Below are 16,452 nucleotides of genomic sequence, written 5' to 3'. Positions count from 1 at the left end.
GGTATCCGCTCCGGGAGGGTGTTGCCGTCCGCGGTGGGCCGCCGCCAGGTACGGTGATCAAGGGCGTACCGCCCCTCCCCGCCGCCTTGAGTCCCGGAGGACGTCTGCCGTGCCGTTCCCGCTGCCGACGCGTTCCCGGTCCGGGCCGCGAAGAAGGAGTCTGCTCGCCGGGTTGGCGGGCACCGCGCTGCTCACCGGCTGCACGTCCGGCGACGGCGACGCGGTCTCCGCCACCAGGGCGAGGCAGGCGTCCGCCGCCGAGCGGACCCGGGCCCGGGCGGCCCGGGACAGTGCCGCGCTGGGCGCCCGCTACGACGAGGTGATCGCCGCGCACCCCTCGCTCGCGCGGCGGCTGGGTCCGCTGCGGGCGGAGGTCGCGAGCCACGCGAAGGCGTTCGGGTCCGGCGGGCCGGGCGGCTCGCCCTCCCCCTCGTCGTCCCCTTCATCGTCCGGGGCGCCGTCGGGTGCCGCCTCCGCGGTGCCGGTGCCCGCGGCGCCCAAGGACGCGCTGGCCTCGCTGGCCGCGCGGGAGCGGGAGCTGGCCGACACCCGGACCGTCCAGTCGGTGGACGTGCCCGGGGAACTCGCGCGGCTGCTGGCGTCCGTCGCGGCGTCCGGCGCCGCGCACGCGTATCTGCTGACGGAGGGCGGGAAGTGACCGGCGAGCCGGGTACCCGGAAGCGGCGTAGCCGCGCCGAACTGACCGCGCTGCACGCGGCGCTGGCCGCCGAGCACGCGGCGGTGTACGGCTACGGCGTCGTCGGCGGCAAGGTCGGCGGCGGCGGGGACGCGCAGGTGCGGGCCGCGTACGACGCGCACCGGGCCCGCCGTGACGAGCTGGCGCGCGCGGTGCGCGACCTGGGCGGCACCCCGCGGCCCGCCGCGGCGGCGTACGCGCTGCCGTTCCCGGTCGCGGACCGGGCGGGGGCGCGGCGGCTCGCGGCGCATCTGGAGGACCGGGTCGCCGGGGTGTACGCGGATCTGGTGCGGGCGTCCGAGGGGGCGCGGCGGCGGTCGGCGGCGGGCGCGCTGCGTGAGGCGGCGGTCCGGGCGGCGGGCTGGCGGGGCGGCAGCGTAGCCTTCCCTGGGCTCGCGGAGCGGGCCGCGGGACCGGACGGGTCCGCGGTGCCCCGGGCGTAGGCACTGACGTACATCCGCCGGACGGACGGCGGTGTGCGGACAGGGCGCGGGGACCTCGTACGGTCGCGGTCCCCGTCGGGCGGCGTGTGCCGTCGCGGCAGTCAGGAAGGACACCCCCCACGCATGGTTTTCGAAGCGCCGGAGCGCCTGGTCCGGGCGCTCGCCGAGGCACGCGCCCTCGCGCACGGCGGCTCTCCCCCGGCCGGCGACGCGGCTGACGGCGCGGTGGACGACGAGTGGCTGGACGCGTTGCCCGGCCTGTTCGCCGACGCCGTGGCGCGGGCCGGGCTGAGCGTCGAGCGGGTCCGGGTGCCCGGCGGGCGCAGCAGTCTGGTGGCGCTGGTGCGTGACGCGGACGGGACGCCCGCCGCGCTGAAGCTGGCGCCGCCCGGGGCGGGGCCGGAGCGGGAGCGGGCGGCGCTGGAGCACTGGGCGGGGGTCGGGGCGGTACGGACGCTGGCCGGACCGGTGCCGCCGGGCGCGATGCTGCTGGAGCGGCTGAGCCCCGATGTGCCGGTGCGGTCGCTGCCGGAGGCCAAGTCGATGCTGGAGGCCGTCGGGGTGCTGCGGCGGCTGTGGGTCGCGCCGCCCGTGGGGCACGGTTTCGAGACGGTGGCCGGGCTGACCGGGCGGCAGGCCGCGCAGATGCGGGCGGGCGCGGACGCGCAGTCGGCGGATCTGGTGGACGCGGCGCTGGCGGCCCGGGAGGAGCTGCTCGCGGGCCCGCCCGGCGACGAGGTGCTGCTGCACGGGACGTTCCGGCAGAGCAAGGTGCTGGCCGGTGAGCGGACGCCCTGGCTGGCGGTCGGGCCCGATCCGCTGGTCGGGGAGGGCGCGTTCGACCTGGCGCGGCTGGTCCGGGACCGGGTGGAGGACCTGGTGGCGGCCCCGTCCGGGGCGGGTGTCGCACGGCGCCGGGTGCGCAGGCTCGCGGAGGCGCTGGAGCTGGACGCGGAGCGGGTACGGGGCTGGGCGCTGTTCCGGGCGGTGGAGTCCGGGGTGCGGGCGCACCGGGCGGGGCGGACGGCGGACGCGGAGCTGACGCTGGAGTTCGCGACCTGGCTGTAGGGGTCCCGGCCCGTTCGGGAACCGGATACGGGGGTGCCCCGGAGGGGATGCGGGATTCCTCCGGGGCACCGCCGTGTCCGGCGTGGGTCAGGAGCGGGCGGTGAGGCGCGCCACCGCTTCGGCGACGGGCAGTTCCTCGCGCTCGCCGGTGCGGCGGTCCTTCAGCTCCACGACGCCTTCGGCGGTGCGGCGGCCCGCGACGAGGATCGTGGGCACCCCGATCAGCTCGGCGTCGGTGAACTTGACGCCCGGGGAGACCCCGGCGCGGTCGTCGACGATGACACGGACACCGGCGTCGGCCAGCTGCTGGGACACGTCGAGCGCCAGCTCGGTCTGGGCGGCCTTGCCCGCGGCGACCACATGGACATCGGCGGGCGCGATCTCACGCGGCCAGCACAGCCCCTGGTCGTCGGCGGTCTGCTCGGCGAGCGCGGCGACCGCGCGGGACACCCCGATGCCGTAGGAGCCCATCGTCACGCGGACGGGCTTGCCCTGCTGGCCGAGGACGTCGAGCTGGAACGTGTCGGCGTACTTGCGGCCGAGCTGGAAGATGTGGCCGATCTCGATCGCGCGGTCGAGCCTCAGTCCCGTACCGCACTTCGGGCAGGGGTCGCCCGCCTCGACGACGACCACGTCGAGGTGGTCGTCGACGGTGAAGTCACGGCCGGCGACGACGTTGCGGGCGTGGGTGCCGGGCTTGTTGGCGCCGGTGATCCAGGCGGTGCCGGGGGCGATCCGGGGGTCGGCGATGTAGCGGACCTTCTCCAGGCCCTGCGGGCCGACGTAGCCGCGGACGAGGTCGGGGCGGCCCTCGAAGTCCTCGGCGGTGACGAGCTCGACCACGGCCGGGGCGAGGTGCTCACCGAGCTTGCCCAGGTCGACCTCGCGGTCGCCGGGCACCCCGACGGCGACGATCTCGCCGTCGACCTTCACCAGGAGGTTCTTCAGGGTGGCGGAGGCCGGGACGTCCAGGAACTCGGCCAGGGTCTCGATGGTCGGGGTGTCGGGGGTGTCGAGCTCCTCGACGGGTCCGTGCGCGGCGCCGTCGACGGGGTTCAGCGGGAAGGTGACGGCCTCGGTGTTCGCGGCGTAGTCGCAGGCGGGACAGTCCACGAAGGTGTCCTCACCGGCGGCGGCGGGCGCCAGGAACTCCTCGGACGCGGACCCTCCCATGGCACCGGAGACGGCCGAGACGATCCGGTAGTCGAGGCCGAGGCGCCGGAAGATGTTCTGGTACGCCTCGCGGTGCAGCCGGTAGGACTCGGCGAGGCCCTCGTCGGTGGTGTCGAAGGAGTACGAGTCCTTCATCTGGAACTCGCGCCCGCGCAGCACACCGGACCGGGGGCGGGCCTCGTCGCGGTACTTGGTCTGGATCTGGTAGAGCATGACCGGGAGGTCCTTGTAGGACGAGGCCTGGTCCTTCACCACGAGGGTGAAGATCTCCTCGTGGGTGGGGCCGAGCAGGTACTCGCCGCCCTTGCGGTCCTTGAGGCGGAACAGCAGGTCGCCGTACTCCTCCCAGCGCCCGGACGCCTCGTAGGGCTCCTTGGGCAGCAGGGCGGGGAGCAGGACCTCCTGGGCGCCGATGGCGTCCATCTCCTCGCGGACCACACGGGAGACGTTGTCGAGGACCTTCTTGCCGAGCGGCAGCCAGCTCCAGATGCCGGCCGCGTTGCGGCGGACGTACCCGGCGCGGACCAGGAGCTTGTGGCTGAGCGTCTCGGCGTCCGCCGGGTCGTCGCGCAGTGTCTTGATCATCAGCTTGGACATGCGCTGGACCTGGGCCATGGTGAACTCCTGCTCGGAAAGGGTGATGGCAGGAGGTTAGCCGGGCCCGTGGGGCCCGCGGAAATCGGTTCTTCCGCCGGTGGTCCCTCCGGGGGCGGGTCCGCGGCTCAACGGACGGGCGGTCCGGGCTCCTCACGGCGGTGCAGCGGCAGGTCCGCGCCCATCACGGCGTACGGCTTGGGGGCGCTCGGGAAGTGCACCCGGCGGGCCAGGTCCTGGTAGCCGAGCGCGCGGTACAGGGCGCGGGCGGGGCTCTCGACATCGATGGCGGAGAGGATCGAGCGGGGCTGCGTCACGGCGTCGGTGACGGTGGTGATGAGCGAGCGGCCGACGCCCTGGTTCTGGTAGCGGGTGTGCACATGCAGCTCGGTGATCACGAAGGAGTCGTCGAGCCAGTGGTCGTGTCCCGCGCGCCGCAGATACGGCTGGACGACGGTGGACCACCAGTGGAGACGGTCGTTGGGCATGCCGTAGACGAAGCCGACGAGCCGTCCGTCGGTGAGGGTCGCGCCGAGCGCGCGGGCGCCGGGGTATCCCATGTGCCGCAGGACGATCTGGCGGCGTACGCCGATCTCGTCCTGGCTGAGCCCGAACGCCTCGGCCTGGACCGCCAGCGCCTCGTCCACCCGGGCCGCGAGATCGAGGGGTCCGATCGTGACGTCGTGGGGCGTACGCGAGCCGAATCCGGGGAATCGCAGCATGCGGGGAGAGTACCCCGCGTGCCTGGTGGGGGCACGGGGCGGCGGGGGTGGTGGCCGGGGGCGGCCGGTTCGCGCCGGTGGGGCGCGGCGGCGGGCACGGGCGGGCGCCGACGGTGGTGCGTCGGGGCGGGACCGGGCAGGACGGGGTGGGTGCGGGCGGGACCGACGGGGTGGGTGCGGGCGGGGCCGGGCGGACGGTTCGGAACAGGACACCGCGGGGTCGGGCGGACCGGTCAGAACAGGACACTCATAAAGGCCCCGACCTCCTGGAAACCGACCTTGCGGTACGTGGCGCGGGCCGCGGTGTTGTAGTCGTTGACGTACAGGCTGGCGACGGGCGCGATGTCGGCGAGCGCGTAGCGCAGGACCGCCGCCATGCCGGGGGCGGCGTAGCCGCGGCCCCGGTACTCGGGGGCGACCCAGACGCCCTGGATCTGGCACGCCTGGGTGGTCGCGGCGCCGATCTCGGCCTTGAAGAGGACCTTGCCGTGCCGGTCGAGACGGGCGAAGGAGCGGCCGGAGCCGACGAGTTCCGCGACCCGTGCCTGGTAGAGCAGCCCGCCGTCCCCGGCGAGCGGGGAGACCCCGACCTCCTCGGTGAACATGGCCACGCACGCGGGCATGATCGTCTCCATCTCGTCCTTGCGGACGCGCCGGACGTACGGGTCGGGGGCGACCGTGTCGGAGAGGCGGTCGGTGACCATCAGGGGCTGGTGTTCGCGGACCTCGCGGGCGGGGCCCCAGTTCGGTTCGAGCAGACGCCACAGCAGGGCGGTGGACTCGGCGGGGCCGACGATGGAGGAGCAGCGGCGGCCCGCGCGGCGGGCGCGGTCCGCGAAGCCGCGGATGGCCCGGGGGGTGGCGCAGAGGGGGACGAGGTTGGCGCCCGCGTAGCAGAGGGACGCCAGCATGCCGTCCTCGTACCAGCCCCACATCTCGCCGCCGAGGCGCCAGGGGTCCAGGCCGGCGACCTGGACCCGGGAGGTCACGAAGGCGTTCGCCACGGGGTCGCGGTGCAGGACCGCGAGGGCCGCGGGTAGGTCGCTCGGTTCGAGGACCCTGGTGGTGGTCTGGGTCAACACGGGTGCGGGGCCTCACCGGGTGGGCTGCTGGTCCCCGCACTGTACCTGCCGGTGGGGGTGGGTGCCCGCCCGCCGGGGGCTCGGGCTTCGCCCTTCGGCCCCCGGGGCGGGCGGGGTTCCTCCTGCGGTGGCGCGGGCCTGTGCGGGGCGCCTTCGCTTGCGCCCCTGGGTACTCGGTGGTGGGCGCACCCTTCCCGTGCGGGTCGCCCTTCGCTTGCGCCCCCGGGTACTCGGTGGTGAGCGCACCTTTTCCGTGCGGGGCGCCCGGGGGGTGCGCAGTTCCCCGCGCCCCTTTGGGGGCGCCTCCTGGCGTTGTCCGCCGGGTGCGGGGGGCCCTTGGCTTGCGCCCCTGGGTACGCGGGGGTGGGCGCGCCCTTTGCCGTGCGGGTGCTCGGTGGTTTTGCGCAGTTCCCCGCGCCCCTCCGGGGGCGCCTCCTGGCGTTGTCCGCCGGGTGCGGGGGGCCCTTGGCTTGCGGTGCTGGGTACGCGGGGGTGGGCGCACCTTTTTCCGTGCGGGTGCTCGGTGGTCTTGCGCAGTTCCCCGCGCCCCTTTGGGGGCGCCTCCTGGCGTTGTCCGCTGGGTGGGGGGGTCAGCCGGCTACGGAGATCTGGGGTTCGCCGGAGGGGACGCCGTCCTTCTCCATCTGTTCGGCGATCTTCATGGCCTCGTCGATCAGGGTCTCCACGATCTTCGACTCGGGGACGGTCTTGATGACCTCGCCCTTCACGAAGATCTGGCCCTTGCCGTTGCCGGAGGCGACGCCCAGGTCCGCCTCGCGGGCCTCGCCGGGGCCGTTCACGACGCAGCCCATGACCGCGACGCGCAGCGGGACCTCCATGCCCTCCAGGCCGGCCGTGACCTCTTCCGCCAGCTTGTAGACGTCCACCTGGGCGCGGCCGCAGGACGGGCACGAGACGATCTCCAGGCGGCGCTGGCGCAGGTTCAGCGATTCCAGGATCTGGATGCCGACCTTGATCTCCTCCACCGGCGGGGCGGAGAGGGAGACGCGGATCGTGTCGCCGATGCCCTCGGCGAGCAGCGCGCCGAACGCGACGGCGGACTTGATGGTGCCCTGGAACGCGGGGCCCGCCTCCGTGACGCCGAGGTGGAGGGGGTAGTCGCTCTGGGCGGCGAGCTGGCGGTAGGCGTTGACCATCACGACGGGGTCGTTGTGCTTGACCGAGATCTTGATGTCCTGGAAGCCGTGCTCCTCGAAGAGGGACGCCTCCCACAGCGCCGACTCGACCAGCGCCTCCGGTGTCGCCTTGCCGTACTTCTGGAGCAGTCGGCGGTCCAGCGAGCCGGCGTTCACGCCGATCCGGATCGGGGTGCCCGCCGCGCCCGCCGCCTTCGCGATCTCGCGGACCTTGTCGTCGAACTGCTTGATGTTCCCCGGGTTCACCCGTACCGCCGCGCAGCCCGCGTCGATCGCGGCGAAGACGTACTTCGGCTGGAAATGGATGTCGGCGATCACCGGGATCTGGGACTTGCGTGCGATCACCGACAACGCGTCCGCGTCGTCCTGCGTCGGGCACGCCACCCGGACGATCTGGCAGCCCGACGCCGTCAGCTCCGCGATCTGCTGAAGCGTCGCACCGATGTCCGACGTACGTGTCGTCGTCATCGACTGCACCGAGACCTGGGCGTCGCCGCCCACCGCCACGGATCCGACCTGGATCTGCCGGCTTTTCCGGCGCTCGGCGAGCTTGGTCGGAACGGACGGCATGCCGAGCGAAATCGCAGTCATCTGCTGTGCAACCCCAAGGAGTGGATCGAGGTCCCGTCATCAGCGGGCTCCGACCCCCGAGATTACGGCACCGACACGCCGTGGAGCACATCGCGCCACACGGTCCGCCACATGAGTGGGCGGCCGGACAGGCGTGCTGTCCGGCCGCCGCGCTCCCTGGTGGGTCAGGAGATTCTGACGGGGTTCACGAGGTCCGCCACCAGGACAAGAAGGGTGAAGCAGACGAATACCCCGGCGACGACATAGGCGACGGGCATCAGCTTCGCCACGTCGAACGGCCCCGGGTCGGGCCGCTTGAAGAGCCGGGCCGTCCTGCGCCGCACCGACTCCCACAGGGCGCCCGCGATGTGTCCGCCGTCGAGCGGGAGCAGCGGGAGCATGTTGAACAGGAACAGCGAGAGGTTGAAGCCCGCGACAAGGAACAGCATCATCGCGACCTGGTTCTCCGGCGGGATGTCCAGGTTGAGGACCTCGCCGCCGACCCGGGCGGCGCCGACGACCCCTATCGGGGAGTCGGCCTCGCGGGGGCCGTCACCGAAGGCGGCGTCCCAGAGGGCGGGGACCTTGGTGGGCAGGGCGATCAGCGACTCGACGCCGTTCTGCATCATGTCGCCCATCCGGTCCACGGACTGGCCGAACGACTGTTCCACGATCCCGGAGGCCGGGGTGAAGCCGAGGAATCCGGCGGTGACGTACTCGCCCTTGACGTAGCCGCCCTCGCCGTCGGTCTTGCCGACCTGGTTCCTGATCAGGGTGGCCTGGAGGTCCTGGCGCTGTCCGTCCCGCTCGACGGTGATGGTGGCGGGGCCGATGGTGTCGCGGATGCGCGACTGGAGGGCCGACCAGTCCTGGACCTCCTGGCCGTTGAACGCGACGATCTTGTCGCGCTTCTGGAGTCCGGCCTGCTTGGCGGGGGCGGCCTGGTCGCCCTGGGCGCACTTGGTGCGGTTCTCGCTCTGCTGGATGACGCAGTCGGAGACGGCGCCGACGGTGGTGGTCTGCTGCTCGATGCCGAAGGTCATCAGCACACCGAGGAAGATCGCCACGGCGAGGATCAGGTTCATGAACGGTCCGGCGAACATGACGATGACGCGCTTCCACGGCTTGCGCGTGTAGAAGAGCCGCTTCTCGTCGCCGGGCTCCAGCTCCTCGTACGCGGCGGAGCGGGCGTCCTCGATCATGCCGCGCCACGGGGAGGTGGAGCGGGCCTCGATCCGGCCGTCGGTGCCGGGCGGGAACATCCCGATCATGCGGATGTAGCCGCCGAGCGGGATGGCCTTGATGCCGTACTCGGTCTCGCCCTTCTTGCGGGACCAGATCGTGGGCCCGAAGCCGACCATGTACTGCGGGACCCGGATGCCGAAGAGCTTGGCGGTGGACAGATGCCCGAGCTCGTGCCAGGCGATGGAGATCAGCAGGCCGATCGCGAAGACCACTATCCCGAGGATGGTCATCAGGAGTGTCATGCACGCGCCTCCGCGGTCGTCTTCGCTGTCCTGGTCGCCCGGGCTGTCAGTTCACGGGCCCGGGCGCGGGCCCAGGTCTCCGCTTCGAGGACGTCCGCGACGGTCAGGGAAGTTCCCGTACCGGGGGTGCCGTGCTCGGCGACGACCTCGGTGACGGTCTCCATGATCCCGTTGAACGGCAGCCCGCCGTTCAGGAACGCGTCCACGCACTCCTCGTTGGCCGCATTGAACACCGCCGGAGCGGTTCCCGCGAGCCCGCCCACGTGCCGGGCCAGCCCCACGGACGGGAACGCCTCGGTGTCCAGCGGGAAGAACTCCCAGGTGGACGCCTGCCTCCAGTCGAACGCGGGGGCCGCGTCCGGTACCCGTTCGGGCCAGCCGAGGCCGATCGCGATGGGGCCGCCCATGTCCGGCGGGGTGGCCTGGGCCAGGGTGGAGCCGTCCGTGAACTCGACCATGGAGTGGACGTACGACTGGGGGTGGACGACGACCTCGATACGGTCGAAGGGGATGTCGTAGAGGAGATGCGCCTCGATGACCTCCAGGCCCTTGTTCACCAGGGTCGCGGAGTTGACGCTGATCACCGGGCCCATCGCCCAGGTGGGGTGGGCGAGGGCGTCGGCGGGGGTGACATCGGCGAGCTCCGCCTTGGTCCGGCCGCGGAACGGCCCGCCGGACGCGGTGACGACCAGCTTGCGGACATCGGCGCGGGTCCCGGCGGCGAGCGCCTGGAAGAGGGCCGCGTGCTCGGAGTCCACGGGGATGATCTGGCCCGGCTTCGCCAGCGCCCGCACCAGGGGTCCGCCGGCGATCAGCGACTCCTTGTTGGCGAGCGCGAGGGTGCGGCCCGCCTCCAGCGCGGCGAGGGTCGGGGCCAGCCCGATGGAGCCGGTGATGCCGTTGAGCACGGTGTGGCAGGGGGAGGCGGCCAGCTCGGCGGCGGCGCCGGGTCCGGCCAGGATCTCCGGGAGCCGCCCGCCGGGCCCGTACCGGGCGGCCAGCGCGTCCCGCAGCCGCGGGACGGTGTCCTCACGGGCGACCGCGACAGTGCCGACACCCAGCCGGTGGGCCTGCTCGGCCAGGAGGTCCGTACGGCCGCCCGCGGCGGACAGCGCGGTGACCCGGAAGCGGTCGGGGTTGCGCAGGACGAGGTCGATGGCCTGGGTGCCGATCGATCCCGTGGAGCCGAGGATGACGATGTCCCGGGGACCGCCGCTCCCGACGGGGTCGAAGAGACGGTGCGGGTCGGCGAGGGGGGCTGGGCTGTCGCTCATCCCCCCATTGTCACCGCACCGGGACCCCGGGCGGCAGGGGCGGGGTGCCCGGCGGGGCACGGACGCCTCCCCGCCCGCGGGGGCGCGCGGGGCGTACGCCTGTCCCGCACGCCCCCTGGGAGCGCCCCGGGGCGTACGGGGTCAGGGAATCGGGCGGTGCAGATCGGGCCGGGGGGTGTCGGGGGGCGAGGTGTCGGCGATCCAGGGACCGTCACCGCTCGGGTCGACCACCCCCTGCTCCAGCCAGGTGTACGCCCCGGCCAGGGTGGCCCTGACGACCTTCCGGTCGGCCTCGTCCGTGTTGGTCCACAGCCGCCCGAACAGCTCGTCGGCCCGCACCCTGGCCTGCTGGCAGAACACATCGGCGAGCTGGTACGCCTCCTTGCCGTGGTCGCCGGTCGTCCGCAGATGCTCGGCCCGTACACACGCCGCGCTCATCGCGAACAGCTCCGCGCCGATGTCGACGATCCGCCCGAGGAAACCCTGCTTGGTCTCCATCCGCCCCTGCCAGCGGGACATCGCGTAGAACGTCGAACGCGCGAGCTTGCGCGAGGCCCGCTCCACGTACCGCAGATGGGTTGCGAGATCGGCGTAGCCGCCGGGGTGGAACGCGGTGTACGCGTTCGGGAGCTGGCCCGCGCCCGTGACCAGCCGGGGCAGCCAGCGGGCGTAGAAACCGCCCGCCTTCGCGCCCGCGCGCGCCTTGTCCTGAAGGGACACCTCGGGGTCGATGAGGTCGCCCGCGACCGACAGATGCGCGTCGACGGCCTCTCGGGCGATCAGCAGATGCATGATCTCGGTGGACCCCTCGAAGATCCGGTTGATCCGCAGGTCCCTCAGCATCTGCTCGGCGGGCACGGCCCGCTCACCGCGCGCGGCGAGCGACTCGGCGGTCTCGAAGCCGCGTCCGCCGCGGATCTGCACCAGTTCGTCGGCCATCAGCCACGCCATCTCGGAGCCGTACAGCTTGGCGAGCGCGGCCTCGATGCGGATGTCGTTGCGGTTCTCGTCGGCCATCTGGGACGACAGGTCGACCACGGCCTCCAGGGCGAACGTGGTCGCCGCGATGAAGGAGATCTTCGCCCCGACCGCCTCGTGGTGGGCGACGGGCTTGCCCCACTGCTCCCGGACCGCCGACCACTCACGGGCGATCTTCAGACACCACTTGCCCGCGCCGACGCACATCGCGGGCAGCGACAGCCGTCCGGTGTTGAGCGTGGTCAGGGCGATCTTCAGCCCCGCGCCCTCCGCGCCGATACGGTTCGCCGCCGGGACCCTGACCCCCTGGAAACGGGTGACGCCGTTCTCGATGCCGCGCAGCCCCATGAAGGCGTTGCGGTTCTCGACGGTGATGCCGTCGCTGTCCGCCTCCACGACGAACGCCGTGATGCCGCCCGGATGCCCCTCGCCATTCGGGACCCGCGCCATGACGACCAGGAGATCCGCGACGACCCCGTTGGTGGTCCACAGCTTCACCCCGTCCAGGACGTACTCGTCACCGTCGGGGACGGCCGCGGTGGCCAGGCGTGCCGGGTCGGAGCCGACATCGGGTTCGGTCAGCAGGAACGCGGAGATATCGGTACGGGCGCAGCGCGGCAGGAACTCCTCGCGCTGCTCCTGGGTGCCGAAGAGCTTCAGGGGCTGCGGCACACCGATGGACTGGTGGGCGGAGAGCAGCGCGCCGATCGCGGGGCTCGCGGTGCCGACGAGGGCGAGGGCCTTGTTGTAGTAGACCTGGGTGAGGCCGAGCCCGCCGTACTTGACGTCGATCTTCATCCCGAGGGCGCCGAGCTCCTTGAGGCCGGTCACCGTCTCGTCGGGGATACGGGCCTCGCGTTCGATCCGCGCGGAGTCGATCCGGGTCTCGCAGAAGTCGCGCAGCCTGGACAGGAACTCCTCGCCGCGCCGGACCGCGTCGTCGGCGGGCGCCGGGTGCGGATGGATCAGGTCGAGGCGGAAGCGGCCGAGGAAGAGTTCCTTGGCGAAGCTGGGTCTGCGCCAGCCCTGCTCACGCGCCTCCTCGGCCACCTGACGGGCCTCGCGTTCGGTGACGGCGGGTTTCGGGGGTGATGCGGTCATGAGGGTCACCTCACCGCGAGTCGGGACAGGGGTACGCCCGCGGCCGCGCGTACCCGCTCGGGGCGCGGTGCGCGCCCTGGGTTGTCGAAAGGTGTTACCCGACCTCTACCCCAATCCCCCGGCGCCAGCCAGCCTTCTTACGGCCGTTCGGACCAAGCCCGCGAGGCCGGTCCACCACCCCCGGACACCGGGCCACCGGCTCCCGGGAATCCCTCCCGGGAACGCCGACGGCCGGAGCCCCCGCACAGCGGGCTCCGGCCGTGGCCACCGGCGCCCCGGGACAGGTGGGGCGCCGGTGGTGTGAGGTGGCCGGTGGGGGCCGCCTCGGGTCCGCTACGTCAGAGGTCGAGGCCGGTGAGGACCAGGACCCGCTCGTAGGTGTAGTCGTCCATGGCGTAGCGGACGCCCTCGCGGCCGACGCCGGAGAGCTTGGCGCCGCCGTAGGGCATCTGGTCGGCGCGGTAGGACGGGACGTCGCCGATGATCACGCCGCCGACCTCCAGGGCCCGGTGGGCGCGGAACGCGGCCCGCACGTCATGGGTGAAGACGCCCGCCTGGAGTCCGTACTTGGAGGAGTTCACGGCGGCGAACGCCTCGTCCTCGCCCTCCGTGCGCGTCACGACGAGGACGGGTCCGAAGACCTCCTCGCGGGCGATGGTGACCTCACCGGGTACGGAGGCGAGGACGGTCGGGGCGTACGCGGCGGCGTCGCGCTTGCCGCCGGTGAGGACCTCGGCGCCCGCGGCGGCGGCCTCGTCGACCCAGGACTCCACGCGCTTGGCGGCGTCCTCGCTGACCAGCGGGCCGACATCGGTCGCGGCGTCGGAGGGGTCACCGGTCACCTGGGCCTCGACGGCGGCGACGATCCTCGGGACGAGCCGGTCGTACACGGCGGCGTCGGCGATCACCCGCTGCACGGAGATGCAGGACTGGCCGCCCTGGTAGTTGGAGAACATGGCGATGCGCTGGGCGGCCAGGTCGAGGTCCGCGTCGCTGGACCAGTCGGCGAGGACGACGGCCGCGCCGTTTCCGCCCAGCTCCAGGGTGCAGTGCTTGCGCGGGACCGAGTCCATGATCGCGTAGCCGACCGTCTCGGAGCCGGTGAAGGAGATCACCGGCAGCCGCTCGTCCTGGACCAGCGCGGGCATACGGTCGTTGGCGACCGGGAGGATCGACCAGGAGCCCTCGGGCAGGTCCGTCTGGGCCAGCAGCTCACCGAGGATCAGCCCGGACAGCGGGGTGGCCGGGGCGGGCTTCAGGATGATCGGCACACCGGCGGCGATCGCGGGGGCGACCTTGTGGGCGCAGAGGTTCAGCGGGAAGTTGAACGGGGCGATGCCGAGGACGACGCCCTTGGGGAAGCGGCGGGTGAGGGCGAGGCGGCCCTGGCCGCCGGCGTCGGTGTCGAGGCGCTGGGCCTCGCCGCCGTTGAAGCGGCGGGCCTCCTCGGCGGCGAACCGGAACACGGAGACCGCGCGGCCGACCTCGCCGCGGGCCCACTTGATCGGCTTGCCGTTCTCCGCGGAGATCAGCTGGGCGATCTCCTCGGTGCGGGACGCGAGGCCCTCGGAGACGTGGAGGAGGGCCGCGGCGCGGACGTGGGCCGGGGTCGCGGCGAACCACTCCACGGTGGCGTGGGCCTTGGCCACGGCCTCCTCGACCTGGGCCTCGGTGGGCACGCTCACCTTGCCGACCAGGCGGTTGTCCCACGGGGAGGTGACGTCGAACGTGGTGTCGCCGGTGGCCTGGCGGCCGGCCAGCCAGAAGGCGGTGGTGGGGGTCATGTCCGGGGTCCGGCCCTTCCCTGTCGCGGTGCGGTGTCTGCACCACGGTAGAGGCGCCGGTCAGCCCCGTCGTTTGTCCACCCCGTACGGAACGTCACCACATCCTGGCCACATTGTCCGAGGGCCGCCTTCGCTTGCGCTGGACCGCCTTCGCTCGCGCTTCCGAGGTCCCTTGCGCTGGACGCACCTGTCCCTGTGCGGGTCGGACGGGGGTGCGCAGTTCCCCGCAGGCCGCCTTCGCTTGCGCTTCCTAGGTCTGTCCGGCTGGACGTACTTCGTTCCTGTACAGGTCGTCCGTGGGTGCGCAGTTCCCCGCGCCCCTATGGGGGCGCCCACCTGGGGCTGCGGTCAGGCTGCGGGCTGTCATCAGCCCGGGGCTGGGGTTCAACCACCCTCCTCGCGGACTCGCATGGCTGCGGGAGGGGGTGGGCGGGAATCTCTGCTCGCAGACTCCGATGCTCTTCAGTCGGACCACTGAACGTGTTACCGAGCGTGTCGGATCGAGGACGGAGAATCCCGACCGGCCCCGACCCGAAGAACAAGCAGAACGCGCCCCAAAGGGGCGCGGGGAACTGCGCGAAACCACCGAACGACGGCACAGGAACAAGCGCGTCCAGCCGGACAGACCTGGGAAGCGCAAGCAAAGGCGACCTGTACAGGAACGAAGTACGCCCCGCCGGACGGACCGAAAAGGCGCAAGCCAACTGCGCTCACCGGGGAATCTTCAGCGCCAGCCACAGCTCCATCCGGACGTCCGGGTCGTCGAGAGAGCGCCCGAGGATCTCCTCGACCCTCCGCATCCGGTACCGGAGCGTATGCCGGTGCACCCCGAGATCCGCCGCCGCCGCGTCCCACTGCCCGTGCCGCGACAGCCACGCCCGCAGCGAGGCGACCAGGTCCCCCCGCCCGGTGGCGTCATGCTCCCGCAGGGCCCGCAGCAGCCCGTCCGCGAACGCCCGCACCGCGTCGTCCGCGAGCAGCGGCAGCACGGACCCTGCGGCCACCTCCTCGTGCTCGACGTACGACCGCCCCCGCCGCCGCGCCACGGCCAGCGCCTGCTCGGCCTGCTGATGCGCCTCGGGCGCCCCGCCGACCAGCACGGGCGGCGACACCCCGATCACCAGCCCGGCGGACCCCGGACCCCCCGCACCGTCCCCCTCCGCGTACCCCGCGCAGGCGTGCGCCGCCGCGCCCCCGTCGGCCAGCACGAGGGTCAGCCGCTCCGGGCCGTCGGGCTCCACGGGACCGGGCGCGAGGAGCACCGGCTCCCCCGCACGCGCCGCGGCGGACTCCACCGCCTCGGCGAGACCCACGGCAACACCCGAACCCGAACCGCCCCCGGTCCCCGCACCGCCCGTGGACCCGGCGGGTGCCACCGCGACGGCGATCCGGAACGGCGCGTCGAGGAGCGCCCCGTACAGATCCCCGGCGACGGCACGCGCGTCGTCGGGCCGCGCGGCGAGCAGCAGCCGCAGCACGGCCGTCCCGATGCGTTCCTCCGCCGCGTGCAGCGCCCGCGAGCGCTCGGTGGTGAGGGTGAGCAGGGCGATCGCGGAGTGCACGGCGTAGCGCTCGGCGGTGCCCAGCGCGGACGCCGTACCGACGGCGAGCGCGGAGCGGGGCCGCCGTCCGGTGCCGAGCGGATGGAGTTCGACGCGGTCCTCGGCGCCGCCGACGACCGCGCTGGCGGTGGCCGCGCTCCGGCCGAGCCGCGCCACGTCGGCGGTGAGCCGGGCGGCGCGCCGCGCGGCCCATTCGGGCGCGGCGGCGACGACGGCGCCGGAGGCGTCGTACAGCGCGGCCCAGCCGTCGACCTGGGCGGCGAGCACGGCGAGCAGCCCCTCGGGGCCGTCGGCGAGCGTGCGCCGGGTCAGCTCGCGCTGGGCGGCGAACCCGGCGGTGACGGCGCGGTACTGGTCGCGGGCGATGGCTTCGGAGACGGCTTTGCTGATGGCGATGAAGGGGGTGCGGCGCGGTACGGCGAGCAGCGGGAAGTCCTCGTCGCGGGCGGCGTCGAGAAGGGCGTCGGGGATGTCGTCGTAGTGGACCCCGACGGCGAACCCGAGGCCGACGACGCCCGCCTTGGCCAGCCGCCGCACATAGCGCCGCATCTCGCCCGGGTCCTCGGCGTCGAGCTTGAGTGCCGTGATGAGCAGCAGCTCGCCGCCCTCCATATAGGGCACGGGGTCGGCCAGCTCGCTCACATGGGCCCACCGGACGGGGGTGTCCAGCCGGTCGCCGCCCGCCCGGACGGTGAGTTTGAGGGCGGAGTGCTGGACGAGGGAGGCGAGCGTCGGGGGCATGGGACCTTCAGGTCGGCCG

At 73.3% G+C, this 16,452-nt stretch carries 12 protein-coding genes; 3 read left to right on the top strand and 9 right to left on the bottom strand.

All coding sequences use genetic code 11. From position 1 onward, the window contains the following. Nucleotides 1-172 precede the first annotated feature (172 nt). The 3 genes from AB852_RS30060 (at nucleotide 173) to AB852_RS30050 (ending at nucleotide 2,208) form a co-directional block, all read left to right on the top strand. Nucleotides 173-658 carry a hypothetical protein gene (locus tag AB852_RS30060; RefSeq protein ID WP_342748511.1) on the top strand — a complete coding sequence of 162 codons (486 nt, stop codon included), beginning with the start codon at nucleotides 173-175 and terminating at the stop codon, nucleotides 656-658. Next, nucleotides 655-1,140 (top strand): ferritin-like domain-containing protein, encoded by a 486-nt coding sequence (locus AB852_RS30055; protein ID WP_073793371.1) that lies wholly within the window; start codon nucleotides 655-657, stop codon nucleotides 1,138-1,140. Before AB852_RS30060 ends, AB852_RS30055 begins: the two co-directional genes overlap by 4 nt. A 123-nt stretch (nucleotides 1,141-1,263) precedes the next feature. Then, entirely contained in the window at nucleotides 1,264-2,208 is a 945-nt protein-coding gene (locus AB852_RS30050) for an aminoglycoside phosphotransferase family protein (protein ID WP_073793370.1), read from the top strand. Between the two features lie 87 nt (nucleotides 2,209-2,295). Here AB852_RS30050 and AB852_RS30045 read toward each other — a convergent pair whose 3' ends face one another. From AB852_RS30045 to AB852_RS30005, 9 genes are all read right to left on the bottom strand, one after another. Beyond that, entirely contained in the window at nucleotides 2,296-3,996 is a 1,701-nt protein-coding gene (locus AB852_RS30045) for a proline--tRNA ligase (RefSeq protein ID WP_073793369.1), read from the bottom strand. A gap of 107 nt (nucleotides 3,997-4,103) precedes the next feature. Beyond that, on the bottom strand, nucleotides 4,104-4,697 hold the full coding sequence (locus AB852_RS30040) for a GNAT family N-acetyltransferase (RefSeq protein WP_073793368.1): 594 nt from the start codon (nucleotides 4,695-4,697) through the stop codon (nucleotides 4,104-4,106). Nucleotides 4,698-4,930: 233 nt separating this feature from the next. Continuing rightward, nucleotides 4,931-5,779, bottom strand: a complete 849-nt coding sequence (locus AB852_RS30035; protein WP_073793367.1) for a GNAT family N-acetyltransferase — start codon at nucleotides 5,777-5,779, stop codon at nucleotides 4,931-4,933. A gap of 590 nt (nucleotides 5,780-6,369) precedes the next feature. Further along, nucleotides 6,370-7,527: a flavodoxin-dependent (E)-4-hydroxy-3-methylbut-2-enyl-diphosphate synthase gene (gene ispG, locus AB852_RS30030; RefSeq protein WP_073793366.1), complete on the bottom strand. Its 1,158-nt coding sequence runs from the start codon at nucleotides 7,525-7,527 to the stop codon at nucleotides 6,370-6,372. A gap of 164 nt (nucleotides 7,528-7,691) precedes the next feature. Then, complete coding sequence (locus AB852_RS30025; RefSeq protein WP_073793365.1) at nucleotides 7,692-8,993, bottom strand: M50 family metallopeptidase; 1,302 nt, start codon at nucleotides 8,991-8,993, stop codon at nucleotides 7,692-7,694. Further along, a complete protein-coding gene (dxr, locus tag AB852_RS30020) occupies nucleotides 8,990-10,267 on the bottom strand; it encodes a 1-deoxy-D-xylulose-5-phosphate reductoisomerase (protein WP_073793364.1) in 1,278 nt (425 codons plus the stop codon). The genes AB852_RS30025 and dxr overlap by 4 nt, the downstream gene beginning before the upstream one ends. Nucleotides 10,268-10,408: 141 nt before the next feature. Beyond that, nucleotides 10,409-12,346 (bottom strand): acyl-CoA dehydrogenase family protein, encoded by a 1,938-nt coding sequence (locus AB852_RS30015; protein ID WP_073793363.1) that lies wholly within the window; start codon nucleotides 12,344-12,346, stop codon nucleotides 10,409-10,411. A 338-nt stretch (nucleotides 12,347-12,684) separates the two neighbouring features. Beyond that, nucleotides 12,685-14,130, bottom strand: a complete 1,446-nt coding sequence (locus AB852_RS30010) for an aldehyde dehydrogenase family protein (protein WP_073793362.1) — start codon at nucleotides 14,128-14,130, stop codon at nucleotides 12,685-12,687. 710 nt (nucleotides 14,131-14,840) lie between these two features. Next, nucleotides 14,841-16,433: a PucR family transcriptional regulator gene (locus tag AB852_RS30005; protein WP_073793361.1), complete on the bottom strand. Its 1,593-nt coding sequence runs from the start codon at nucleotides 16,431-16,433 to the stop codon at nucleotides 14,841-14,843. Nucleotides 16,434-16,452: the final 19 nt, after the last annotated feature.

The organism is Streptomyces uncialis (assembly GCF_001905345.1).
Taxonomy (GTDB): domain Bacteria; phylum Actinomycetota; class Actinomycetes; order Streptomycetales; family Streptomycetaceae; genus Streptomyces; species Streptomyces uncialis.
The sequence above is the reverse complement of the archived record's forward strand: the minus strand, read 5'-3'. Positions and strand labels throughout refer to the sequence as shown.